Here is a 20,415-nt window from a genome sequence, read left to right on the forward strand (position 1 = left end):
AAACGGGCTCCCGGCGCGCTTGCCCGATAGGGCGTGCGACGAGGCCGGAAGAACTGCGGGTAATGAGGCGTAATCCTGTGTCAGGAGGGGGGCCGTGCCCGTCATGCAGGCACGACATCGTTCCGCAGATAAAGAAACGGCACCGAACGGGTAGGCAACGGTGCCGTTTCATGGCGCAAGCGCCCGGGACTTACATCTTCACCACGTCAAGCACGCTCTTCTTCTTGTCCTTGTAGTTGTAGAGCGTGATCACCGGCTCCTTCATGTCGCCCTTGCTGTCGAAGGCGATGTGACCGATGACACCCTTGTAATCCGTGGCGGGCATGGCAGCCAGGATCTTCGCCGGGTCCGCCGAATTGGCACGCTTCATGGCGTCGATGATCACGTTGATGGCGTCATACGTGAACGGGGCGTAGATCTGGATCGGCTGCTTGAAGCGATCTTCGTAACGCTTCGAGAAGTCCGCACCGCCCTCCATCTTCGACAGCGCCATGCCCGCTTCCGAGCAGACGATGTTGTCGATGGCGTCGCCGGCCAGTTCGGCCACCTTGTCGGTACACACGCCGTCGCCGGCCAGCACCTTGGCGCCGATGCCCAGTTCCTTCGACTGCTTGGCGAACGGGCCGCCGGTGGCGTCCATACCGCCGTACATGATGATGTCCGGACGCTCGCCCTTGATCTTCGTCAGAATCGCGCGGAAGTCCGTGGCCTTGTCGTTGGTCGCGTCGTGCGAGAGCACCTTCAGGCCGTTGGCCTTGGCGGTCTTCTCGAACTCGTCGGCCAGCCCCTTGCCGTAGGCCGTTGCGTCATCGACGATGGCCACCGACTTGGCGCCCAACGACTTCGTGGCGTAGTTGGCGAGTGCCGGACCCTGCTGGGCGTCCGTTGCCACGACGCGATAGGTCGTCTTGAAGCCCTGCTGGGTATAGGCCGGATTGGTTGCCGACGGGGAGATCTGAACGAGGCCGGCGTCACTGTAGATCTTCGAGGCCGGGATCGTGGTGCCCGAGTTCAAGTGACCCACCACCGCGACCACCTTCTCGTCGACGAGCTTCTGGGCAACTTGCGTTGCGGTCTTCGGATCGGCGGCATCGTCTTCCGCCACCAGTTCCAGCTTGACCGGCTTGCCGTCGATCGTCAGGCCAGCCTTGTTGGCTTCTTCGACGGCGAGGCGTGCACCATTTTCGTTATCTTTGCCCAAGTGAGCAATTTGGCCCGTCAATGGTGCAACGTGACCAATTTTGACTACAACCGCATCGCCGCCCCCGCTGGCGGCAGTCGTCGCGGCAGGTGCAGAAGCGGCACCCGAACCGGCCTGCTTTTCTTCCTTCTGACCGCATGCCGCCAACAGCGTCACTGCCGCGACCACGGGCAGTACCTTCGCGAACTTGAGTTGCATGTGATTATCTCCTGATTGTCGGCGCTTTAATAACGCCAATGACGTCAATGACGCCAATTCAATGTTTCGTATGCGAAACGCGCGCATTGTAACTCCATTCTTTGCGGCTGCGACGCCCGCCGCCACAGGGTTTTCCATAATGGAGGCCTAAGGTTTATACCAACTTGTGCAACCCTGAATTTTCAAAAGCGCAACCCCGGATTCGTTAAAGATTTTATTCACCCGCGCGCATCGGCACGGGCGGCTTCATGGTGCATGCAACGCACCATCTATGGGCCTCAATAGCGCACCAACCCAATAAGCAATTCCTGTGCCCAATCGCTCTGGAGGTTTTCGTCTAATTAAGGAAGCATATAAATAACTGGTCTTTCAAAAAACGGTTATCGCTTTTTCGATTCAATTCCATAATTGTTGAATTAAGAATTGCGGCAATCAGTTTCAATAGATGAGACGCAAAAGTGCACCGATTCGGACATGCGGGAATTTTGCAAAATGTGCGATGTCCGCGCATAAATTCCGCAATGTTTTTTGAGCTGGATCAAGAGACCATCCGAGTCAATTACGGAAGGGCATCGGCGCGCCGATGACGGCGGTAGGGATAGCGCCCGAAGGAAAAACGGGCGGCGGGGTGAAAGGCAATAAAAAACCGGAGGTCGCCGATGCGACACTCCGGTTCGATGGCGACGCGGCGCCTGCGTTGCGTGTGTGGTGCGGGTGCGGGTGCGTTGCGACTGTGGTGCGTGTGCGGCGTTAACGCGAACCGCAGCCGCTTTTCACGAGGTTGGCGCTCAGCCGGCCGCCACCTGCGTGAGGCCCTTGGGCAGCGGGAACGCAATGTTCTCCTCGACGCCCTCGAGCACCTTGACCTGAGTCACGCCCAGTTCGCGCAGACGCGACACGATCGACTGTGCCAGGACTTCCGGCGCCGATGCCCCTGCCGTCACGCCAATACGACGCTTGCCGTCGAACCACTCGGGCTTGAGCTGATCCGGCGAATCGATCATGTAGGCCGGCACGCCCATCTTCTCGGCGACTTCGCGCAGGCGGTTCGAGTTGGAACTGTTCGGGCTGCCAACGACCACCACGACGTCACACTGCGGCGCCATGAATTTCACGGCGTCCTGGCGGTTCTGCGTGGCGTAGCAGATGTCCTGCTTCTTCGGCTCGGTGATCGACGGGAAGCGCGTCTTGAGCGCGTTGATGACCTCGGCGGCGTCGTCCACGGAGAGCGTCGTCTGCGTCACGTAAGCCAGCTTGCTCTCGTCGGCGACTTGCAGAGCCAGGACGTCCTCTATCGTCTCCACGAGGAACATGCCCTCGCCCGACTGCCCCATCGTACCTTCGACTTCCGGATGGCCCTTGTGGCCGATCATGATGATCTCCAGGCCCTGGTCGCGCATCTTCGCGACTTCGACGTGCACCTTGGTCACCAGCGGACACGTGGCGTCGAAAATGCGAAGGCCACGGGCTTCCGCTTCGGTGCGAACGGCCTGCGACACGCCGTGGGCGCTGAAAATCAACGTGTTGCCGGGTGGCACGTCCGTCAGTTCCTCGACGAAGATCGCGCCCTTCTTGCGCAAATTCTCGACGACGTACGCGTTGTGCACGATCTCGTGGCGCACGTAGATCGGCGCGCCGTACATCGCCAGCGCGCGCTCGACAATCTCAATGGCACGGTCGACGCCAGCACAGAAGCCTCGCGGCTGGGCCAGCAGGATTTCCGCATCCGACAGCGTCGGTGCTACGAATTGGGTGGCGCTCATCTCGATTCCTACAGAATGCCGATAATCCGGGCTTCGAACACGATCGGCTGTCCGGCCAGCGGGTGGTTGAAGTCGAACAATGCCCAGCCGTCGCCCAGTTCGCGCAGGATGCCCGCGTAGCGGCCACCGCTCGGCGCGTTGAACTCGACCAGGTCGCCCACGCTGTATTCCTCGCCAAAGTTGCTGTTTTCCTGCAGCGTCTTCATCGAGACGCGCTGCAGCAACTCGGGATTACGCGGGCCGAACGCCTGCTCGGGCGCCAGTTCGATGCGGCGCCGCTCCCCCACCGTCATTCCCAGCAACGCCTGCTCCAGCGTCGGCGCCATCTGGCCACCGCCGAGCTGCAGCGTGGCAGGCGTGCCTTCGAAAGTGTTGACAATGTCCGCACCGTCGGGCGCGGCAATCCGGTAGTGGAGCGTCAGATAGGAATCGTCTTGAACCACGGGGGTTGCGACAGAACTCATGGGGGTCTCACAGCAGGGTCAAGCTATTATTGTAAATGACGACGCGTTGCGCGTCCGGCTCCCCATCGAAGCTGCCCCGATTTTTTCCGTCGGCGGCGGTACCTTTATTTGAGACGCACCGGCATCATGCGCCCGGGCGCGTCCGCCACAGGAGTCGTCATGTCCATCGCCCAATGGCCGCTCACCGAGCGTCCCCGCGAAAAAATGCTCGCTCGCGGCCCCGGCGCGCTCTCCGACGCCGAATTGCTCGCCATCCTGCTGCGCACCGGCTCGCACGGACGCAACGCCGTCGATCTCGGCCGCGAATTGCTCGCCCGCAGCGGCTCGCTCGCCCGGCTTCTCGCCATGCCGTTCGAGACGCTGCGCCAAGTCCCGGGGCTCGGTCAGGCCAAGTGCCTCCAATTTCAGGCCGCGCTCGAAGTTGCGCGCCGCATGCTCGGTGAAGGCATGCAGGCCGGCAGCCTCCTCGATTCGCCCGCGCGCGTACGCGATTACCTTCGGCTCACGCTGCAGGACCGCTCGCGCGAGCGCTTCGCCTGTCTGTTTCTCGATGCCTCCCACCGGCTCGTGAGCACGCGGGTGATGTTCGAGGGCACGCTCACCCAGACCTGCGCCTACCCGAGGGAAATCGTGCGGGCTGCCCTGGAAGTCCATGCGGCGGCGGTGATCGTCGCCCATAATCATCCGTCCGGCGTGCCGCACCCGAGCGCCGCCGACCTGGCGCTCACGCGGCAACTGGGCGAAGCACTGGCGCTGCTCGAGATCCGCCTGCTGGATCATTTCATCGTGGCCGGCAGCAGTGTGTACTCGCTCGCAGAGCACGGCGAGGTGTGACTTCCTGCAACATTTGCACAAGAATTTGGCAAGCATGTCGCGTTCGGGGGCTGCTTGCGCTATAATCCGTCCCTTCCCCGAATCTCCGACAGACGTTTCCCGCCAGGGACTCGCATCCTACATCGACTAAAGCGATTGATTTGTCTGGGATTTTTGTGGTATTATCGCGGTCTGTCTTTTCGACTCACCATTTTTTTACACAGAATTCTGGGTTAGGAGTGCTTCATGGCACGCGTATGTCAAGTGACCGGGAAAGCGCCGATGGTCGGCAACAACGTTTCCCACGCCAACAACAAAACCAAGCGCCGTTTTCTCCCGAACTTGCAAAATCGCCGGTTCTGGGTTGAGAGCGAAAACCGTTGGGTGCGTCTGCGCATTTCGAATGCGGGTCTGCGCCTGATCGACAAGAATGGCATCGACGCCGTTCTGGCCGACCTGCGTTCGCGCAACGCCATCTAAGTTTTAGGAGCTCATCATGGCAAAAGGCGCTCGCGACAAGATCAAGCTGGAATCGACCGCTGGCACGGGTCATTTCTACACGACCACCAAGAACAAGCGTACCCATCCGGAAAAGATGGAAATCAGCAAGTTCGATCCGGTGGCTCGTAAGCATGTGCCGTACAAGGAAACCAAGATCAAATAAGATCAACAGGTTTTCTCGCGGCAGTTCGCTGCTGCGTTCGATACCCCGCCACTGGCGGGGTTTTTCATTTCTGGCGCCCCAAAATCCGCCGCGCTACGCTTTGCGTAGTCAGGCAAGGCACTATTTCGTCAATGTGCGCATAGCCTCCTGTGTCACTCGCGTATTGACTCGCTATACTGGCTCACTTTCCATTACGAGAATCGCCCCACCGCCGTGGCGACGACTCCGGAGACAGCCCGTATCATGAATTTCGATGTCGTTATCGTCGGCAGTGGACTCGCCGGCCAGTCCGTCGCCCTGCATCTGGCCGACACCTGCCGCGTGGCACTGGTTGCCAAGCGCCCCATGCCCGAGGGGGCGAGTGACTGGGCGCAGGGCGGCATCGCCGCGGTACTGGACTCGACCGACAGCATCGACGAGCATGTGGCCGATACCCTCGTTGCCGGCGCCGGGCTGTGCGACGAAGGGGCCACGCGCTTCATCGTCGAACACGGCCGGGAAGCGATCGAATGGCTCATCGCCCAGGGTGTGCCCTTCACCCGCGACGACGACGCCGAACTCGGCTTCCATCTCACGCGCGAAGGCGGCCACAGTCATCGCCGCATCATTCATGCCGCCGATGCCACGGGGCACGCCGTCATCGCCACGCTGACCGAGCGCGTGCGCCGCCATCCGAACATCACGCTTTTCGAGAACCACTTCGCGGTCGACCTGATCACGTCCGATCGCGCCGACGCAGCGCCAACGGCTGGACGTCACTGTCAGGGCCTGTACGTGCAGGATCTGCGCACTGGCGAAGTGCACGCCATGACCGCGCGCCACACGGTTCTGGCCACGGGCGGCGCGGGCAAGGTTTATCTCTACACCACGAACCCCGACACCGCCACCGGGGACGGCATTGCAATGGCATGGCGCGCCGGTTGCCGGATCGCGAACATGGAATTCATCCAGTTCCATCCGACATGCCTCTACCATCCCTACGCCAAGTCCTTCCTGATCACCGAAGCCGTGCGCGGCGAAGGCGGACGACTCGTACTGCCCGACGGCACGCGCTTCATGCTTGCGCACGATCCGCGCGCCGAACTGGCGCCGCGTGACATCGTGGCCCGCGCCATCGACTTCGAAATGAAGAAGCACGGACTCGACTGCGTGTACCTGGACATCAGCCATCAGAGCCCGGAATTCCTGCGCGAGCATTTCCCCACGATCCTGGCGCGTTGCGCCGAGTTCGGCATCGACATCACGAAGCAACCGATCCCAGTCGTACCCGCGGCGCATTACACTTGCGGCGGCATCGTCACCGACATGCAGGGCCGCACCGATCTACCGGGGCTGCATGCGGTCGGCGAAGCTACTTATACCGGCCTGCACGGCGCCAACCGGCTCGCCAGCAACTCGCTGCTCGAATGCATCGTGCTCGGCAAGGCCGCCGCCGAGGACATTCAACGCGGCGAATTCACACATCCTGCCGCTGCCGATGTGCCCGCCTGGGACGAAAGCCGTGTGTCGGACGCCGACGAGGAAGTCGTGGTGGCCCACAACTGGGACGAACTGCGTCGCATGATGTGGAACTACGTCGGCATCGTGCGCACGACCAAACGGCTCGAGCGCGCACAGCATCGCATCGCGCTGCTGCGCGAGGAAATCGCCGAGTATTACGCGAATTTCCGTGTGAGCCGGGATCTGCTCGAGCTGCGCAATCTGGTCGACGTCGCCTCGCTCATCGTGGACAGCGCACTGTCGCGCCATGAGAGCCGCGGCCTGCATTTCTCGCGCGACTTCCCCGATACGCTGCCCAAGGCACTGCCGACCGTCCTCTCGCCGAAGCTGCCGCGCCGCGAGCACTGACGCGCAGCCCACGTGCCATAAAAAAAGCCGCAGGTCCGACCCTGCGGCTTGTTGGCTTGAAGCGAACGAGAACTCAATCGAAGCTTAACCGACCGTCTCCAGAATTCGCATCGAGAAGTCGGTCGCACGCACATCCTTGGTCAGCCCCCCGACCGAAATCCGGTCGACGCCCGTCTCCGCAATCGCGCGCAGCGTTTCGTGATTGATACCGCCCGAGGCTTCGAGCAGCGCGCGTCCATCCGTCACCCGGGCCGCTTCGCGCATCATTTCCAGCGAAAAGTTGTCCAGCAGGATCGACTTGGCGCCGCACTCGAGCGCCGTCCCGAGTTCTTCGAGCGACTCCACTTCGATCTGCACCGGTGCGTCATCGGCAAGACGGTCGGCGTTGGCCAGCACCTGACGAATGCCGCCCGCCGCCGCGATATGGTTTTCCTTGATCAGAATGCCATCGTAGAGTGCAAGGCGCTGGTTCGTCCCACCGCCCACGCGTACGGCGAATTTCTGTGCGAGACGCAGGCCCGGCAGCGTCTTGCGTGTATCGAGCACACGGGCTTTCGTGCCTTCGACGATGTCGGCATACCGGCGCACGGCCGTGGCGACGCCCGAGAGCATCTGCAGGAAGTTCATCGACGTGCGCTCGCCCGTGAGCAGCGCGCGTGCCGGGCCGTAGATATCGCAAACCGGCGAGTCGGGCGTCATCCGATCGCCTTCGCGATAGTGCCATTGCACACGCACCGAGGTGTCCACGCCCTTCATGCAGCGCTCGAACCAGCGCACGCCGCACAGCACCGCGGATTCGCGCACGATGATGCGCGCATGCGCCATTTCGTCGGCCGGCACCAGCAGCCCGGTCAGATCGCCGGCGCCGATGTCTTCTTCAAGTGCGTCGCGGACGTTGCGCGACAGGGCAGCTTCGAGCGGTTCGCCGAAGCTGGCGAAATCGGGAGAGAGCGCCTCGTCGGTGCTCAGGAGAAGGGTTTGTGTCGTCATGCGGGGCCTACGCCGGTAAACAGCGCGCCATCGCGCGCGAAATCGCCGCTGGCGCGCACGTTCTGCTTACGCGCCTCGGCAAACGTCAACATGCGGTCGATGCAGGTGTGGGCGCGACGGCCGATTTCCGGATCGACGTGGATCTCGTTTCGTCCCGACTCGAGCACGTCGGCCAGATTCCGCAGACCGTTCATCGCCATCCAGGGACAATGTGCACAGCTCTTGCACGTGGCGCTGTTGCCCGCCGTCGGCGCTTCGATGAAACGCTTGCCCGGTGCCGCTGCACGCATCTTGTGCAGGATGCCGTTGTCGGTCGCCACGATGAACTCGGTTGCGTCCATGGTTTGCGCGGCCGCGATCATCTGCGACGTGGAACCGACGACATCGGCCTGCTCGACGACGGATGCGGGCGACTCCGGGTGCACCAGCACCTTGGCGTTCGGAAACTCGCGGCGCAGCAGCTCCAGTTCGGTCCCCTTGAACTCATCGTGCACGAGGCAGGCGCCCTGCCACAGCAGCATGTCGGCGCCCGTCTGCTTCTGGACGTAGCTGCCCAGATGGCGGTCCGGCGCCCACAGAATCTTCTTGCCCTGCGCATGCAGATGCGCAACGATCTCGAGCCCGATGGAGGACGTCACCATCCAGTCGGCCCGTGCCTTCACCGCCGCACTGGTATTCGCGTACACCACGACCGTACGGTCGGGATGCGCATCGCAGAAGGCGGCGAATTCGTCGGCGGGACAGCCCAGATCCAGCGAGCAGGTCGCGTCCAGATCCGGCATCAAAATGCGCTTTTCGGGGCTGAGGATCTTCGAAGTCTCGCCCATGAAGCGGACCCCGGCCACCACGAGCGTCTTGGCCGGATGGTTCCGGCCGAAACGCGCCATTTCAAGCGAATCGGCCACGCAGCCGCCGGTCTCCTCGGCGAGATCCTGCAAGTCCGAATCGACGTAGTAATGGGCCACCAGCACCGCGTCGCGCTCGACAAGCAATCGCTTGATGCGCGCCTTGAGCGCCGCGCGCTCCTCCTGCGACGGTGCCTCCGGAACGCGCGCCCAGGCATGGGCTACGCACGTGGCGCCGCTCGGTGCGGGGCGCTCGAATTCTACGGATTTGAGTGAGGCGTTCATGTTCACGTGGTCTGTGGGGGACCGGGAATGACAAAACCCCGCCGTGGCGGGGTTTCGATTATGCGTCAAAAACGGAATCCTGGCTGAGCCCGTTCACGCATAGCGACGCAGACGCGAAGCAAATTCCTGCAGTGCGTGAATACCACTCTGCTCCGCACGATGGCACCAGTTCTGCAACTGCCCCAGCAACTGCTCACGCGATGCATTCGAACGCTCCCAGATACCGGCCAGTTCACGGCGCAGTTCGTAATACGTCTTCACCGCATTGCTGTGGGCGAAAATCTCACCCAGTTGCTGCTTCTGCGGCTCTTGCAGCGAGGCTTCGTCGTGATGCAGCCACTTGCGCGCGCCGCGGAACAACTGATACTCGCCGTGCTGACGCTTTTCCTTGAAGCGCGCCAGTTCTTCACCGTACGCACGCTTGAAGGTCTTCGCGTAGCGGGCCATCACCTCGTAGCGGTTCGAGAGCACGGCCTGCAGCGTATCGTCGTCGCAGGCGGCCTTGTTCTTCGCCAGCTTCGGCGTCGGGGCGATCTTCTTGACCTTGGCAAGGCCCACGGCCGACATCATGCGGATATACATCCAGCCGATATCGAACTCGTACCACTTGTTCGACAGCTTGGCCGACGTGGCGTACGTGTGGTGATTGTTGTGCAGTTCTTCGCCGCCGATGATGATGCCCCACGGCACCAGGTTCGTCGACGCATCGGCACAATTGAAGTTGCGATAGCCCCAGTAGTGACCCAGGCCATTGACCACACCGGCGGCCCAGAACGGAATCCACACCATCTGCACGGCCCACACGGTCAGACCGATCGCGCCGAACAGCGCGATGTCGATGATCATCATGAAGCTCACACCGAGAATCGGATAACGCTTGTAGACGTGGTTCTCGATCCAGTCGTTCGGCGTGCCGTGGCTGAACTTGCGCAGCGTTTCTTCGTTCTTCGCCTCGGCGCGATAGAGTTCGGCCCCTTCGGCGAGCACCTTCCACAGGCCTCGCGTCTGCGGGCTGTGCGGATCTTCCGGCGTTTCGCACTTGGCGTGGTGCTTGCGGTGGATGGCGGCCCACTCGCTGGTCACCATGCCCGTGGTCATCCACAGCCAGAAACGGAAGAAATGCGAGACGATCGGGTGCACGTCGAGCGCACGGTGCGCCTGGCAGCGGTGCAGATAGATCGTGACGGCCGCGATGGTCACATGGGTGACCAGCAGCGTGAACAACGTAATCTCCCAGCCGCTCCAGTCGAGCAGGCCGGTCGAGAGAAATCCAAGAAGACTGTCCAGCAAAATATCACTCCAAACTAATCAATACGGTGGCAATCACGGCGAGCCGCCGCGCCTTGTCTTGTCGGGTCGCCGCCACCGCGTCAGGTCTCGTTCTTGCGCTCGCTTGACGCTTGGATTCGCTGGAGGTCGGCAAGTTGCTGAAATGCCGGGGCGAGATGGGCGGAAAACGTGCCAGTGAACGTCGGATTGTTATGGTTTGGGGGCATTCTACCTGACGGACCGTTGCCCGTGTGTAGCCCGCCCGCCACGCATTTTGTCGCAGGTCAACCCGACGCCGTAGGTAATTTCGTCTACGGCGCCGTCTTCACGCCGTCATCCGCCTGTGGCGGGCGCTGTCGGGACGTCGTCTGAGCGTCGGGCGGCGCGTCCTGCGAAACGGATGGCGAAGGCGCCCGATCGACCGGAGCGCTCGGCACACCGTCCGCCCAGTCGTTCAGAATGCGTATTTCGCGCTGCGCATACGGTATTTCAATGCCATGCTCGCGAAAAGTGCGCCAAATCCGCATATTGATCTCGGAACGGATGGCGCCGCTGCCCAACGCCGGGTCCTGGACCCAAAATCCCATTTCAAGATCCATCCCATCCGCACCGAAATTGAGCAGGAGCGGCGTCGGCGCCGGGTTGCTCAGCACGCGCGGGACGCCCTCCGTCGCCTTGAGCATCAGCGACATCGCCAGTTCCACGTCGGCGCTGTAGGCCACCTGCACGTTCACCTTGGCGCGGCCCCGCGTCTCGGTAAAGGAATGGTTCTGCACGACATTCGTCACGAGTTGCTCGTTGGGCACGAGCGCCTCCACGCCATCGAGCCCGCGCACGACCGTATAGCGCGTGTTGATCTGCGAAACCGTGCCGTGATACGGGCTGATCGTGATGAGGTCGCCGATGCGCACCGACCGGTCGAGCAGGATGATGAAGCCGGACACGAGATTCGATGCGATCTTCTGCAAGCCGAAGCCCAACCCCACGCCCAGCGCACCGCCGAACACACCCAGCACCGTGATATCGATGCCGACGAACGACAGCGTCGCCAGGACGGCGATGAGCGTCAGCACGCCCTTGACCACCCGCGAGAGCACCACCTTCAGGTTGCTGTCGAGCGTGGCCGTGCGCATGATGCGATCTTCGATCAACGCGCCGACCCACATGGCGAGCACGAGCGTCACGCCGATCCAGAGCACTCCCGAGAGGATCGAGAGCAGCGTCAGATGGCTCGCCCCCACGGCAAAGCGCACGCTGCCGAGCCAGGCGAGGATGTCGTCGTGCACGCCCAGCACGTAGGCGAGCATCGACAGCCACGCGAGCGTGGTGAACACGCGCTCGAAGATCTTGAGCAGCCCGTGGGCGTGCGGCGACGAGGCAAAGAGACGCCGCACGAAGTAGAACGCTAGATAGATGAGCGCGGTGCCGAACAGCGGCACCTCCGCGAGCCGCAGCAGCGACACGCGCATAAAGTCCTGAAGCGCCACTCGCGTGAGCACCACGCATATCCAGCCGAACATCGGGAAGAACGAGCGGCGCAGGCTCGACGAGCCCGCCCGCCGCGCCGGCGCCACGCGCTCGAAATGGCGCTCGAGCCGCCCGATCATCCAGCGTCGGAGAATGAGCGCGACGACGAGCGCCCCGACGAGCGCCACGATCTGCCAGACGATCTGCGGGTCGCCGAAATCACGAACGACGTCCCGCACCAACTTCGCGAAAGCCGGACTTTCCTGCATCGCTATCCCTCTTCCTGTTGTAAGCGGGCGGCCGCCGCCTTGGATCTCAGGCCGAACGGCGCTCGAACACGGCGGCAAAGAAGCCGTCGGTCGCGTGGCGGTTCGGTAGCAATTCGAGATACTTGCCCGTGTCGAGGGCGATCTTCTGCGAGGCCAGCAACTCGTTCGCCGGCAGCAGTACGAACTCCGGATGCGCCGCGGCAAACGCCTCGGCGATCGCGCCGTTCTCCTCCGTCAACAGGCTGCACGTAGCGTACACGAGACGGCCGCCCGGTTTGACCAGCCGCGCCGCGCTCGCGAGGATCGACGCCTGCTTCTGCGTGAGCTCCTCGACCGACTGCGGCGACTGACGCCACTTGAGATCCGGGTTGCGGCGCAACGTGCCGAGCCCGCTGCACGGCGCGTCGACGAGCACGCGGTCGATCTTGCCCGCCAGCCGCTTGATCTTGCTGTCGTTCTCGCTGTCGATCATGACCGGGTAGACGTTCGACAGTCCGCTACGCGCGAGACGCGGCTTGAGCTTGGCCAACCGCTTTTCCGACACGTCGAAGGCATACAGACGGCCCGTGGAGCGCATCTGCGCACCGATGGCGAGCGTCTTGCCACCCGCGCCGGCGCAGAAGTCGACGATCATCTCGCCGCGACGCGGCGCCACGAGCTGGCACAGCAACTGGCTGCCTTCGTCCTGCACTTCGATGGCGCCCGATATGAAGAGCGGATGCTTCTGCAATGCGGGCTTGCCCGCCAGACGGATGCCGTTCGGCGCGAAAGGCGTCGGTTCGGCCGAGAAACCGTCCGCGCGCAGCTGCGCCAGCACGTCGTCGCGGCTCGCCTTGACCACGTTCACGCGGCAGTCGAGCGGCGCGGGTTGATTCAGGGCGGCGGCGAGCACTTCGAGCTCCTGCGCGTCGAACCGCTTGGCCAGACGTTCGTAGAGCCATTCCGGCAAGTTGGTCCGCACGCGCACGGCAAGACTGGCCGGATCGATCTGGCCGACGTGTTCGAGCCAGGCGGCCTCTTCGGGCGTGGCGACCAGCTCCACCGATGCGATGCCGCGCGTGAACGCCAGTCCGAGCAGCGCCAGACGACGCTCCAGCGGCCCCGAGCCGCTCGTGGCGTGCTGACCGAATTCAAGCTTGCGACGCAGGATGGCGAAGACCGTCTCGGCGAGCACGCCGCGCTCGCGGTGGCCCAGCTTGGCGTTGGCGCGGAAATACGTGCTCACGAGCGTGTCGGCCGGACCGGTGAACTTGAGCACGCTGCCGAGCAGCATCTGGGTGTGCTCGAACAGGGCGGGCGACAGACGGTCGCCTCGCATGCGGGCGGTCTCCGCCGGCGGGGCTTCCGGGGCGCCATGGCGGCGCTCCGCGCCCGGACGGCCGCCGCGGCCGCCCTTGCCCGACGCACGGGAATCGAACGATTTGCCGCCATTGCGGCCACCGGAATACGCGCCATCGCGGCGCTGGGTCGGGCGTGTGCTCATGCGTCCTCACCAAAGAGCCATTGCGGTTCGGGCGTGCCGTCGGCCCGGGGGGCGACCGTCACGCGGCCATCGGCCACGACCAGGCGGTCTTCCACGAACCAGCGCACGGCGCGCGGATAAATGATGTGTTCGAGCGGCAGAATGCGCGCGGCGAGTGTGTCGGGCGTGTCGCCGGCCCGCACGGGCACCGCGGCCTGCAGCACGAGGGGGCCGTGATCGAGATCGGCCGTGACGAAATGCACCGTGGCGCCGACGATCTTGCAACCGGCGTCGAGCGCACGGGCGTGCGTCTGCAGGCCGGTGAACGCAGGCAGCAGCGAGGGATGGATGTTGATGAGTCGGCCGGCGTAACGCGCGGTGAAGTCCGGCGTGAGAATGCGCATGAAACCGGCGAGCACGACCAGATCGGGCTGGTGGCGGTCGATTTCGGCGGCCAGTTCGGCGTCGAACGCCTCGCGGGTCTTGCCCCGACTGGGGACAACCGCCGTGGCGATGCCGTTTTCCTGCGCGAATGCCAGGCCTTCGGCCTCGGCGCGATTGGCGATGACGGCGGCCACGCGGGCCGGCCAGCCTTCGGCGGTACAGGCCCGGACGATGGCCTGCATGTTGCTGCCTCGTCCGGAAATCAGGATGACAATGTTCTTCATCGGCGGATTTTATCATTGGCGCGTCGCACCAGACAGCCGATCCGCGCCGCGAAGGCCCCGAAGCGTTTATAATTCAACGTTCTGCGGCGCCGCAATGTCGGATCGGCCGTCCTGCGCCGCCGGGCCCGTCCCGCCGCCACAGGCCGCCGGCCCCTCACGGCCACGCCGCGCGGTTCCTCCACCAACGCTCACTCAACGTCCTGTACTGACGCTTCCTTTATCGTGCGAGTCTTCCGGGGTCTACCCAACGCGCAAAGCAAGGCGCCCTGCGTGCTGACGATCGGCAATTTCGACGGCGTCCATCTGGGCCATCAGGCGCTGCTCGCGCGCGTGCGCGCCGCAGGGGCCGCGCGCGGCCTGCCCGTGTGCGTGATGACGTTCGAGCCGCACCCGCGCGAGTACTTCACGCCGGACAAGGCGCCTGCGCGCATCTCGAACCTGCGCGACAAGTTCGAGGCGTTGCGCGCGCACGGCGTCGACCGACTGGTGGTGGAGCACTTCAACGCCCATTTCGCCGGTCAGTCGCCCGAAGACTTCGTGCGCAACATCATCGTCGACGGCCTGCACACCCGCTGGCTGCTCGTGGGCGACGATTTCCGCTTCGGCGCCAAGCGCGCGGGCGACATCGAATACCTGCGCGACGCCGGCCGCCGCTTCGACTTCGTCGTCGAGCAGATGCCGACCATCGCGCACGACGGCGTGCGCATCTCCAGCTCGGAAGTGCGCACGGCGCTGGCCGATGGCAACTTCGAGCGCGCCCATGCGCTGCTTGGCCGCCCGTACGCCATCACGGGCCACGTCGTGCACGGCATGAAGCTCGGCCGCAAGCTCGGCTTTCCCACGCTCAACCTGCGCATCGCGCACAAGCACCCGGCCCTCTCGGGCATTTTCGTGGTGCAGGTGCACGGTCTTGCCGAGAGGCCGCTACCCGCCGTGGCGAGCATGGGCCTGCGCCCGACCGTGGACGACTCCGGCCGCGTGCTGCTCGAAGTGCATCTGCTCGATTTCGTCGGCGATTGCTACGGCAAGCTCGTCGGGGTCGAATTCCTGCAGAAGCTGCGCGACGAAGCGAAGTTCGACGGGCTGGCCGAACTCGAAGCCGCCATCGCCCAGGACACGCGCGAGGCACGCGCCTACTTCGCCCACGCGCTCGACGCCAACGGCCCGAGCGCACGACGCGACTTCGCCACCTCGGCCACCGACCGAATTAGTTGATCTTCGCCCGCGTGCGCCGGCGCCCAGCGCCACGCACGCGACCCGCCGCCGCCTTCGGCCCTTGCTGCGGGCGCTGTACCGGACCGCACGGCAAACGCCGCCGGCGCGAGCGCCCCACACCCGATATTCCAAAATTCGTAGCGAAGCACCATGAGCGAAAAGAAAGCACCGAGCAAATACCCCGTCAACTTGCTGGACACACCGTTCCCGATGCGCGGCGATCTGCCCAAGCGCGAGCCGCTGTGGGTCAAGCAGTGGCAGGAAAAGAAGATCTACGACAAGATCCGCCGCGCCAGCAAGGGACGCCCGAAGTTCATCCTGCACGACGGTCCCCCGTATGCCAACGGTGACATCCACATCGGCCACGCCGTCAACAAGATCCTCAAGGACATGATCGTCAAGGCGCGCAGCCTGGCGGGCTTCGACGCGGCCTACGTGCCGGGCTGGGACTGCCACGGCATGCCCATCGAAATCCAGATCGAGAAGCAGTTCGGCAAGCATCTGCCGGTGCGCGAGGTGCAGGAGAAGGCGCGCGCCTATGCGGCCGTGCAGATCGAGCGTCAGAAAGCGGACTTCGAGCGTCTGGGCGTGCTCGGCGACTGGAACAATCCGTACAAGACCATGAACTTCTCGAACGAAGCCGACGAGCTCCGTGCCCTCGCGAAGATCCTGGAGAACGGCTATGTGTATCGCGGTCTGAAGCCGGTGAACTGGTGCTTCGACTGCGGCTCGGCACTGGCCGAAGCGGAAGTCGAGTACAAGGACAAGACCGATCTGGCCATCGACGTGGGCTTCTCGTTCGCCGAGCCGGAGAAAGTGGCCGCAGCCTTCGGCTTGCCCAGGCTGCCGCGTGAAGACGGCTACATCGTCATCTGGACGACCACGCCGTGGACGATCCCATCGAACCAGGCCCTCAACGTCCATCCCGAAGTGGAGTACGCGCTGGTCTCGACCGAGCGCGGCCTGCTGATCCTCGCGACCGAACGCGTCGAGGAATGCCTGAAGACCTACGGTCTGCACGGCGAGATCGTCGCGCGCACGAAGGGCGAAGCGCTGTCGCTCATCCGCTTCCATCACCCGCTCGCCAAGGCGGACGCCGGCTACGAGCGCACTTCGCCGATCTACCTGGGCGACTACGTGACGACCGATACCGGCACGGGGATCGTCCATTCCGCGCCGGCCTATGGCGTGGAAGACTTCTTGTCGTGCAAGGCGCACGACATGCCCGACTCGGAAATCCGCATGCCGGTGCTCGGCGACGGCCGCTACCAGGACAGCCTGCCGCTGTTCGGCGGCCAGTCGATCTGGGACGCCAACCCGCACATCGTCGAAGCGCTGCGCGAAGCCGGCACGCTGTTCCACTCGTTCAAGTACACCCACAGCTACATGCACTGCTGGCGTCACAAGACGCCGATCATCTATCGCGCGACGAACCAGTGGTTCGCGGGCATGGACGTGAAGCCGGTCGACGGCGCGCCGGGCGACGGCAAGACGCTGCGCGAGATCGCGCTGGCCGCCATCGAAGCGACCGAGTTCTTCCCGGCGTGGGGCAAGCAGCGCCTGCACAACATGATCGCGCACCGCCCGGACTGGACGCTCTCGCGCCAGCGTCAATGGGGCGTGCCGATGGCGTTCTTCGTGCACAAGGAAACCGGCGCGCTGCATCCGCGCACGCCGGAACTGCTCGAGGCCGTGGCCAAGCGCGTGGAAATCGAAGGCATCGAGGCCTGGCAGACCCTCGACCCGGTCGAGCTGCTGGGCGACGAGGCCAAGGACTACGTGAAGAACCGCGACACGCTCGACGTGTGGTTCGACTCGGGCACGACGCACTGGCACGTGCTGCGCGGCTCGCACGCGCATGAGCTGGGCTTCCCCGCGGACCTGTACCTGGAAGGCTCGGACCAGCATCGCGGCTGGTTCCACTCGTCGCTGCTCACCGCGTCGATGCTCGACGGCCGTGCACCGTACAAGGCGCTGCTCACGCACGGCTTCACGGTCGACGGTCAGGGCCGCAAGATGTCCAAGTCGATCGGCAACACGATCGTGCCGCAGGAAGTCGCGGGCAAGCTCGGCGCCGAGATCATCCGTCTGTGGGTGGCGTCGACCGACTACTCGGGCGAGCTGTCGATCTCCGACGAAATTCTCAAGCGCGTGGTCGAGAGCTATCGCCGTATCCGCAACACGCTGCGCTTCCTGCTCGCGAACCTCGCCGACTACGACCACGCGAAGCACGCGCTGCCGCAGGACCAATGGCTGGAGATCGATCGCTACGCCGTGGCGCTGGCGCAATCGCTGCAGACCGAAGTGCTCGGCCACTACGACCGCTACGAGTTTCACCCGGTGGTCGCCAAGTTGCAGACGTTCTGCTCCGAAGACCTCGGCGGCTTCTACCTCGACATCCTCAAGGACCGTCTGTACACGAGCGCTCCGGACGCGCCGGCACGTCGCGCCGCGCAGAACGCGCTGTATCACATCACGCAGGGCCTGCTCAGGCTGATGTCGCCGTTCCTGTCGTTCACGGCGGAAGAAGCGTGGCAGGTGTTCCAGCCGGGCAACGACACGATCTTCACGGAGACGTTCTACGCCTATCCGGAAGTCGCGGAGGGCACGCGTCTGCTCGAGAAGTGGCATCTGCTTCGCACGGTGCGCGGCGATGTGACCAAGGCGCTCGAAGAGGCGCGCGCCGCCGAGCAGATCGGCTCGTCGCTGCAGGCCGAAGTGGACGTGCGCGTGTCGGGACGCAAGTTCGAGGTGCTCGCAAGCCTCGGCGACGATCTGCGCTTCGTGCTGATCACCTCGGCCGCCTCGGTGACCCAGGTGGCGACGGAAGCGGACGAAGGCGTGGTCGTCACGCCGTCGGCGCACCAGAAGTGCGAGCGCTGCTGGCACTACCGTGAGGACGTGGGCGCAGACGCCGCGCACCCGACCCTGTGCGGCCGCTGCGTGTCGAATCTGTTCGGCAGCGGCGAACACCGGAGCGCGGCATAATGGCAGGCAAAGCAGGCGCTCGTACGGGCGCAAAGCGTAGCGGCGGCAACAGTGGCGCCCGCGGCGCGGCCGGCTTCGGCCTGGCGCCGTGGCTCGGCATCGCGGTCATTGCGATTCTGCTCGACCAGGTCACCAAGCTCACCATACTGAAGACGTTTCAGTACGGCGAATTCCGCCCGCTGACGTCGTTCTTCAACCTGGTGCTGGTGTACAACAAGGGCGCGGCCTTTAACTTTCTGGCCACGGCCGGTGGCTGGCAGCGCTGGTTCTTCACGCTGCTGGGCGTGGTGGCGGCCACGGTCATCATCTGGCTGCTCAAGCGCCACAACGGCCAGAAGATGTTCTGCCTGTCGCTGTCGCTGATTCTCGGCGGCGCGCTGGGCAACGTGATCGATCGCGTGATCTACGGTCACGTGGTCGACTTTCTCGACTTTCACGTCGGCGGCTGGCACTGGCCAGCGTTCAACGTGGCCGACTCGGCCATTTGCGTGGGCGCGGTGCTGCTGGTCATCGACGAGTTGCGACGCGTGCGGCGCGGCAAATAGCGCCGCCGTGGCAGGACTTGCGGCGCGCTGCGTGCGTGGTGCCACGGCACGGCACGCAGCGATGCAAACACCGTCGCGGCGCCCCTGAGGCGCCGCGCGGCACTTTGGAGGAGCATTTCCCTATGGATCGCGGTGAACTGGCGGGCAAGACCATCGTTCTCGGCCTGACGGGCGGCATCGCCTGCTACAAGTCGGCCGAACTCACGCGCTTGCTCGTCAAGGCCGGCGCTGCGGTACAGGTCGTCATGACCGACGCCGCCACGCAATTCATCACCCCGCTCACGATGCAGGCACTCTCGGGTCGCCCGGTCTTCACCAGTCAGTGGGACAACCGCATCGACAACAACATGGCGCACATCGACCTCTCGCGCGAGGCCGACGCCATTCTCGTTGCCCCCGCCTCCACCGACTTTCTCGCGAAGCTCGCACACGGCATGGCCGACGATCTGCTTTCCACGCTGTGCGTGGCGCGCGACTGTCCGCTGCTCGTCGCACCGGCCATGAATCGTCAGATGTGGGCCAACCCGGCAACGCAGCGAAACGCCGCCACGCTGCGCGGCGACGGCGTCACGTTGCTCGGTCCGGGCAGCGGCGACCAGGCCTGCGGCGAAATCGGCGACGGACGCATGCTCGAGCCCGAGGATCTCTACGAGGCGATGGTCGGCTTCTTCCAACCGAAGCGGCTGGCCGGGCGCCGCGTGCTGATTACCGCCGGCCCGACCTTCGAGCCGATCGACCCGGTGCGCGGCCTGACCAACCTGTCGAGCGGCAAGATGGGCTTCGCCCTCGCGCGGGCCGCCGCGCAAGCCGGCGCCGACGTGCACCTGGTGGCCGGTCCCACGTCGCTGGCCACGCCGTGGGGCGTGACGCGCAGCAACGTCCAGACCGCGCAGCAGATGTACGACGCGGTGATGGCCGACGCCTCGCGCAACGACATCTTCATCGCCGTGGCGGCCGTCGCCGACTGGCGCGTGCGCGATGTGGCGCACGAGAAGATCAAGAAGACTGGCGACGCCGACGTGCCGACGCTCGAGTTCGTCCAGAACCCCGACATTCTCGCGGCTGTGGCGCAGTTGCCGAAGCCGCCGTATTGCGTGGGTTTTGCCGCCGAATCGGGCGATCTGGAGAAGAACGGCGCGCAAAAGCGCCTCCGCAAGCAGGTACCGCTACTCGTAGGCAATCTCGGCCCGGCCACGTTCGGACAGGACGACAACGAGGTCATCCTGTTCGACGACGCCGGCCAGAAGCGCCTGCCCCGCGCCGACAAGCGATCGCTCGCGCGCAGCCTGATCATCGAGATCGCCGCGCGGCTGCCCTCGCGCGCGCCAGGCTGATCGGCGCCTTCGCTTCGCCGGCGCGTGCACGGATGCCGCGACAGCCGTGACGGCGCCGACGTGCCTCGATTCTCCGTCTGTCATCACCGTTGTCCGGCGGCGCTGACAGACTGGCGGAATCGGCAGG

The 20,415-nt window shown here is 64.4% G+C and carries 17 protein-coding genes; 8 read left to right on the forward strand and 9 right to left on the reverse strand.

Annotated elements, in window-relative coordinates; all coding sequences use genetic code 11:
• Positions 1–190 precede the first annotated feature (190 nt).
• The 3 genes from RO07_RS19875 to RO07_RS19885 all read right to left on the reverse strand — a co-directional run bounded on the left by RO07_RS19875 (position 191) and on the right by RO07_RS19885 (position 3,626).
• Positions 191–1,399: a branched-chain amino acid ABC transporter substrate-binding protein gene (locus RO07_RS19875; RefSeq protein ID WP_039405114.1), complete on the reverse strand. Its 1,209-nt coding sequence runs from the start codon at positions 1,397–1,399 to the stop codon at positions 191–193.
• Between the two features lie 788 nt (positions 1,400–2,187).
• Positions 2,188–3,162, reverse strand: coding sequence for a 4-hydroxy-3-methylbut-2-enyl diphosphate reductase (gene ispH / locus RO07_RS19880; RefSeq protein ID WP_039405116.1), 975 nt, complete (start codon positions 3,160–3,162; stop codon positions 2,188–2,190).
• 8 nt (positions 3,163–3,170) lie between these two features.
• Entirely contained in the window at positions 3,171–3,626 is a 456-nt protein-coding gene (locus RO07_RS19885; protein WP_039405117.1) for an FKBP-type peptidyl-prolyl cis-trans isomerase, read from the reverse strand.
• Between the two features lie 159 nt (positions 3,627–3,785).
• Between RO07_RS19885 and radC the strand changes: the two genes are divergently transcribed.
• The 4 genes from radC to nadB all read left to right on the forward strand — a co-directional run bounded on the left by radC (position 3,786) and on the right by nadB (position 6,951).
• Positions 3,786–4,460, forward strand: coding sequence for a RadC family protein (gene radC, locus RO07_RS19890; RefSeq protein ID WP_039405119.1), 675 nt, complete (start codon positions 3,786–3,788; stop codon positions 4,458–4,460).
• A 225-nt stretch (positions 4,461–4,685) separates the two neighbouring features.
• Positions 4,686–4,919 carry a 50S ribosomal protein L28 gene (rpmB, locus tag RO07_RS19895; protein ID WP_039405121.1) on the forward strand — a complete coding sequence of 78 codons (234 nt, stop codon included), beginning with the start codon at positions 4,686–4,688 and terminating at the stop codon, positions 4,917–4,919.
• Positions 4,920–4,935: 16 nt separating this feature from the next.
• Positions 4,936–5,103 (forward strand): 50S ribosomal protein L33, encoded by a 168-nt coding sequence (rpmG, locus tag RO07_RS19900; RefSeq protein WP_010807102.1) that lies wholly within the window; start codon positions 4,936–4,938, stop codon positions 5,101–5,103.
• A gap of 243 nt (positions 5,104–5,346) precedes the next feature.
• Positions 5,347–6,951 carry an L-aspartate oxidase gene (nadB, locus tag RO07_RS19905; RefSeq protein ID WP_039405123.1) on the forward strand — a complete coding sequence of 535 codons (1,605 nt, stop codon included), beginning with the start codon at positions 5,347–5,349 and terminating at the stop codon, positions 6,949–6,951.
• A gap of 84 nt (positions 6,952–7,035) precedes the next feature.
• On the opposite strand, the gene nadC is transcribed toward nadB, so the two are convergent.
• The 6 genes from nadC to purN form a co-directional block, all read right to left on the reverse strand.
• Positions 7,036–7,941 (reverse strand): carboxylating nicotinate-nucleotide diphosphorylase, encoded by a 906-nt coding sequence (gene nadC / locus RO07_RS19910; protein WP_052266747.1) that lies wholly within the window; start codon positions 7,939–7,941, stop codon positions 7,036–7,038.
• On the reverse strand, positions 7,938–9,071 hold the full coding sequence (nadA, locus tag RO07_RS19915) for a quinolinate synthase NadA (RefSeq protein ID WP_039405125.1): 1,134 nt from the start codon (positions 9,069–9,071) through the stop codon (positions 7,938–7,940). The genes nadC and nadA overlap by 4 nt, the downstream gene beginning before the upstream one ends.
• 93 nt (positions 9,072–9,164) lie before the next feature.
• Positions 9,165–10,361 carry a DesA family fatty acid desaturase gene (locus RO07_RS19920; protein WP_039405127.1) on the reverse strand — a complete coding sequence of 399 codons (1,197 nt, stop codon included), beginning with the start codon at positions 10,359–10,361 and terminating at the stop codon, positions 9,165–9,167.
• A 290-nt stretch (positions 10,362–10,651) separates the two neighbouring features.
• The gene (locus RO07_RS19925) at positions 10,652–12,076 is read right to left on the reverse strand and encodes a mechanosensitive ion channel family protein (protein ID WP_072637107.1); all 1,425 of its coding nucleotides are present in this window, start codon (positions 12,074–12,076) and stop codon (positions 10,652–10,654) included.
• A gap of 46 nt (positions 12,077–12,122) precedes the next feature.
• The gene (locus tag RO07_RS19930; RefSeq protein ID WP_052267427.1) at positions 12,123–13,394 is read right to left on the reverse strand and encodes an RsmB/NOP family class I SAM-dependent RNA methyltransferase; all 1,272 of its coding nucleotides are present in this window, start codon (positions 13,392–13,394) and stop codon (positions 12,123–12,125) included.
• A gap of 161 nt (positions 13,395–13,555) precedes the next feature.
• Positions 13,556–14,206, reverse strand: coding sequence for a phosphoribosylglycinamide formyltransferase (purN, locus tag RO07_RS19935; protein WP_039405130.1), 651 nt, complete (start codon positions 14,204–14,206; stop codon positions 13,556–13,558).
• A 222-nt stretch (positions 14,207–14,428) separates the two neighbouring features.
• Between purN and RO07_RS19940 the strand changes: the two genes are divergently transcribed.
• The 4 genes from RO07_RS19940 to coaBC all read left to right on the forward strand — a co-directional run bounded on the left by RO07_RS19940 (position 14,429) and on the right by coaBC (position 20,288).
• Positions 14,429–15,421 (forward strand): bifunctional riboflavin kinase/FAD synthetase, encoded by a 993-nt coding sequence (locus RO07_RS19940; RefSeq protein ID WP_039405133.1) that lies wholly within the window; start codon positions 14,429–14,431, stop codon positions 15,419–15,421.
• Positions 15,422–15,571: 150 nt separating this feature from the next.
• A complete protein-coding gene (gene ileS, locus RO07_RS19945) occupies positions 15,572–18,409 on the forward strand; it encodes an isoleucine--tRNA ligase (RefSeq protein WP_039405136.1) in 2,838 nt (945 codons plus the stop codon).
• Positions 18,409–18,954: a signal peptidase II gene (lspA, locus tag RO07_RS19950; RefSeq protein WP_039405139.1), complete on the forward strand. Its 546-nt coding sequence runs from the start codon at positions 18,409–18,411 to the stop codon at positions 18,952–18,954. Before ileS ends, lspA begins: the two co-directional genes overlap by 1 nt.
• A gap of 122 nt (positions 18,955–19,076) precedes the next feature.
• Positions 19,077–20,288, forward strand: coding sequence for a bifunctional phosphopantothenoylcysteine decarboxylase/phosphopantothenate--cysteine ligase CoaBC (gene coaBC, locus RO07_RS19955; RefSeq protein ID WP_039405143.1), 1,212 nt, complete (start codon positions 19,077–19,079; stop codon positions 20,286–20,288).
• The last annotated feature ends 127 nt before the right edge of the window (positions 20,289–20,415 follow it).

Origin of the sequence: Pandoraea pulmonicola (assembly GCF_000815105.2) — a bacterium.
Taxonomy (GTDB): Bacteria; Pseudomonadota; Gammaproteobacteria; order Burkholderiales; family Burkholderiaceae; genus Pandoraea; species Pandoraea pulmonicola.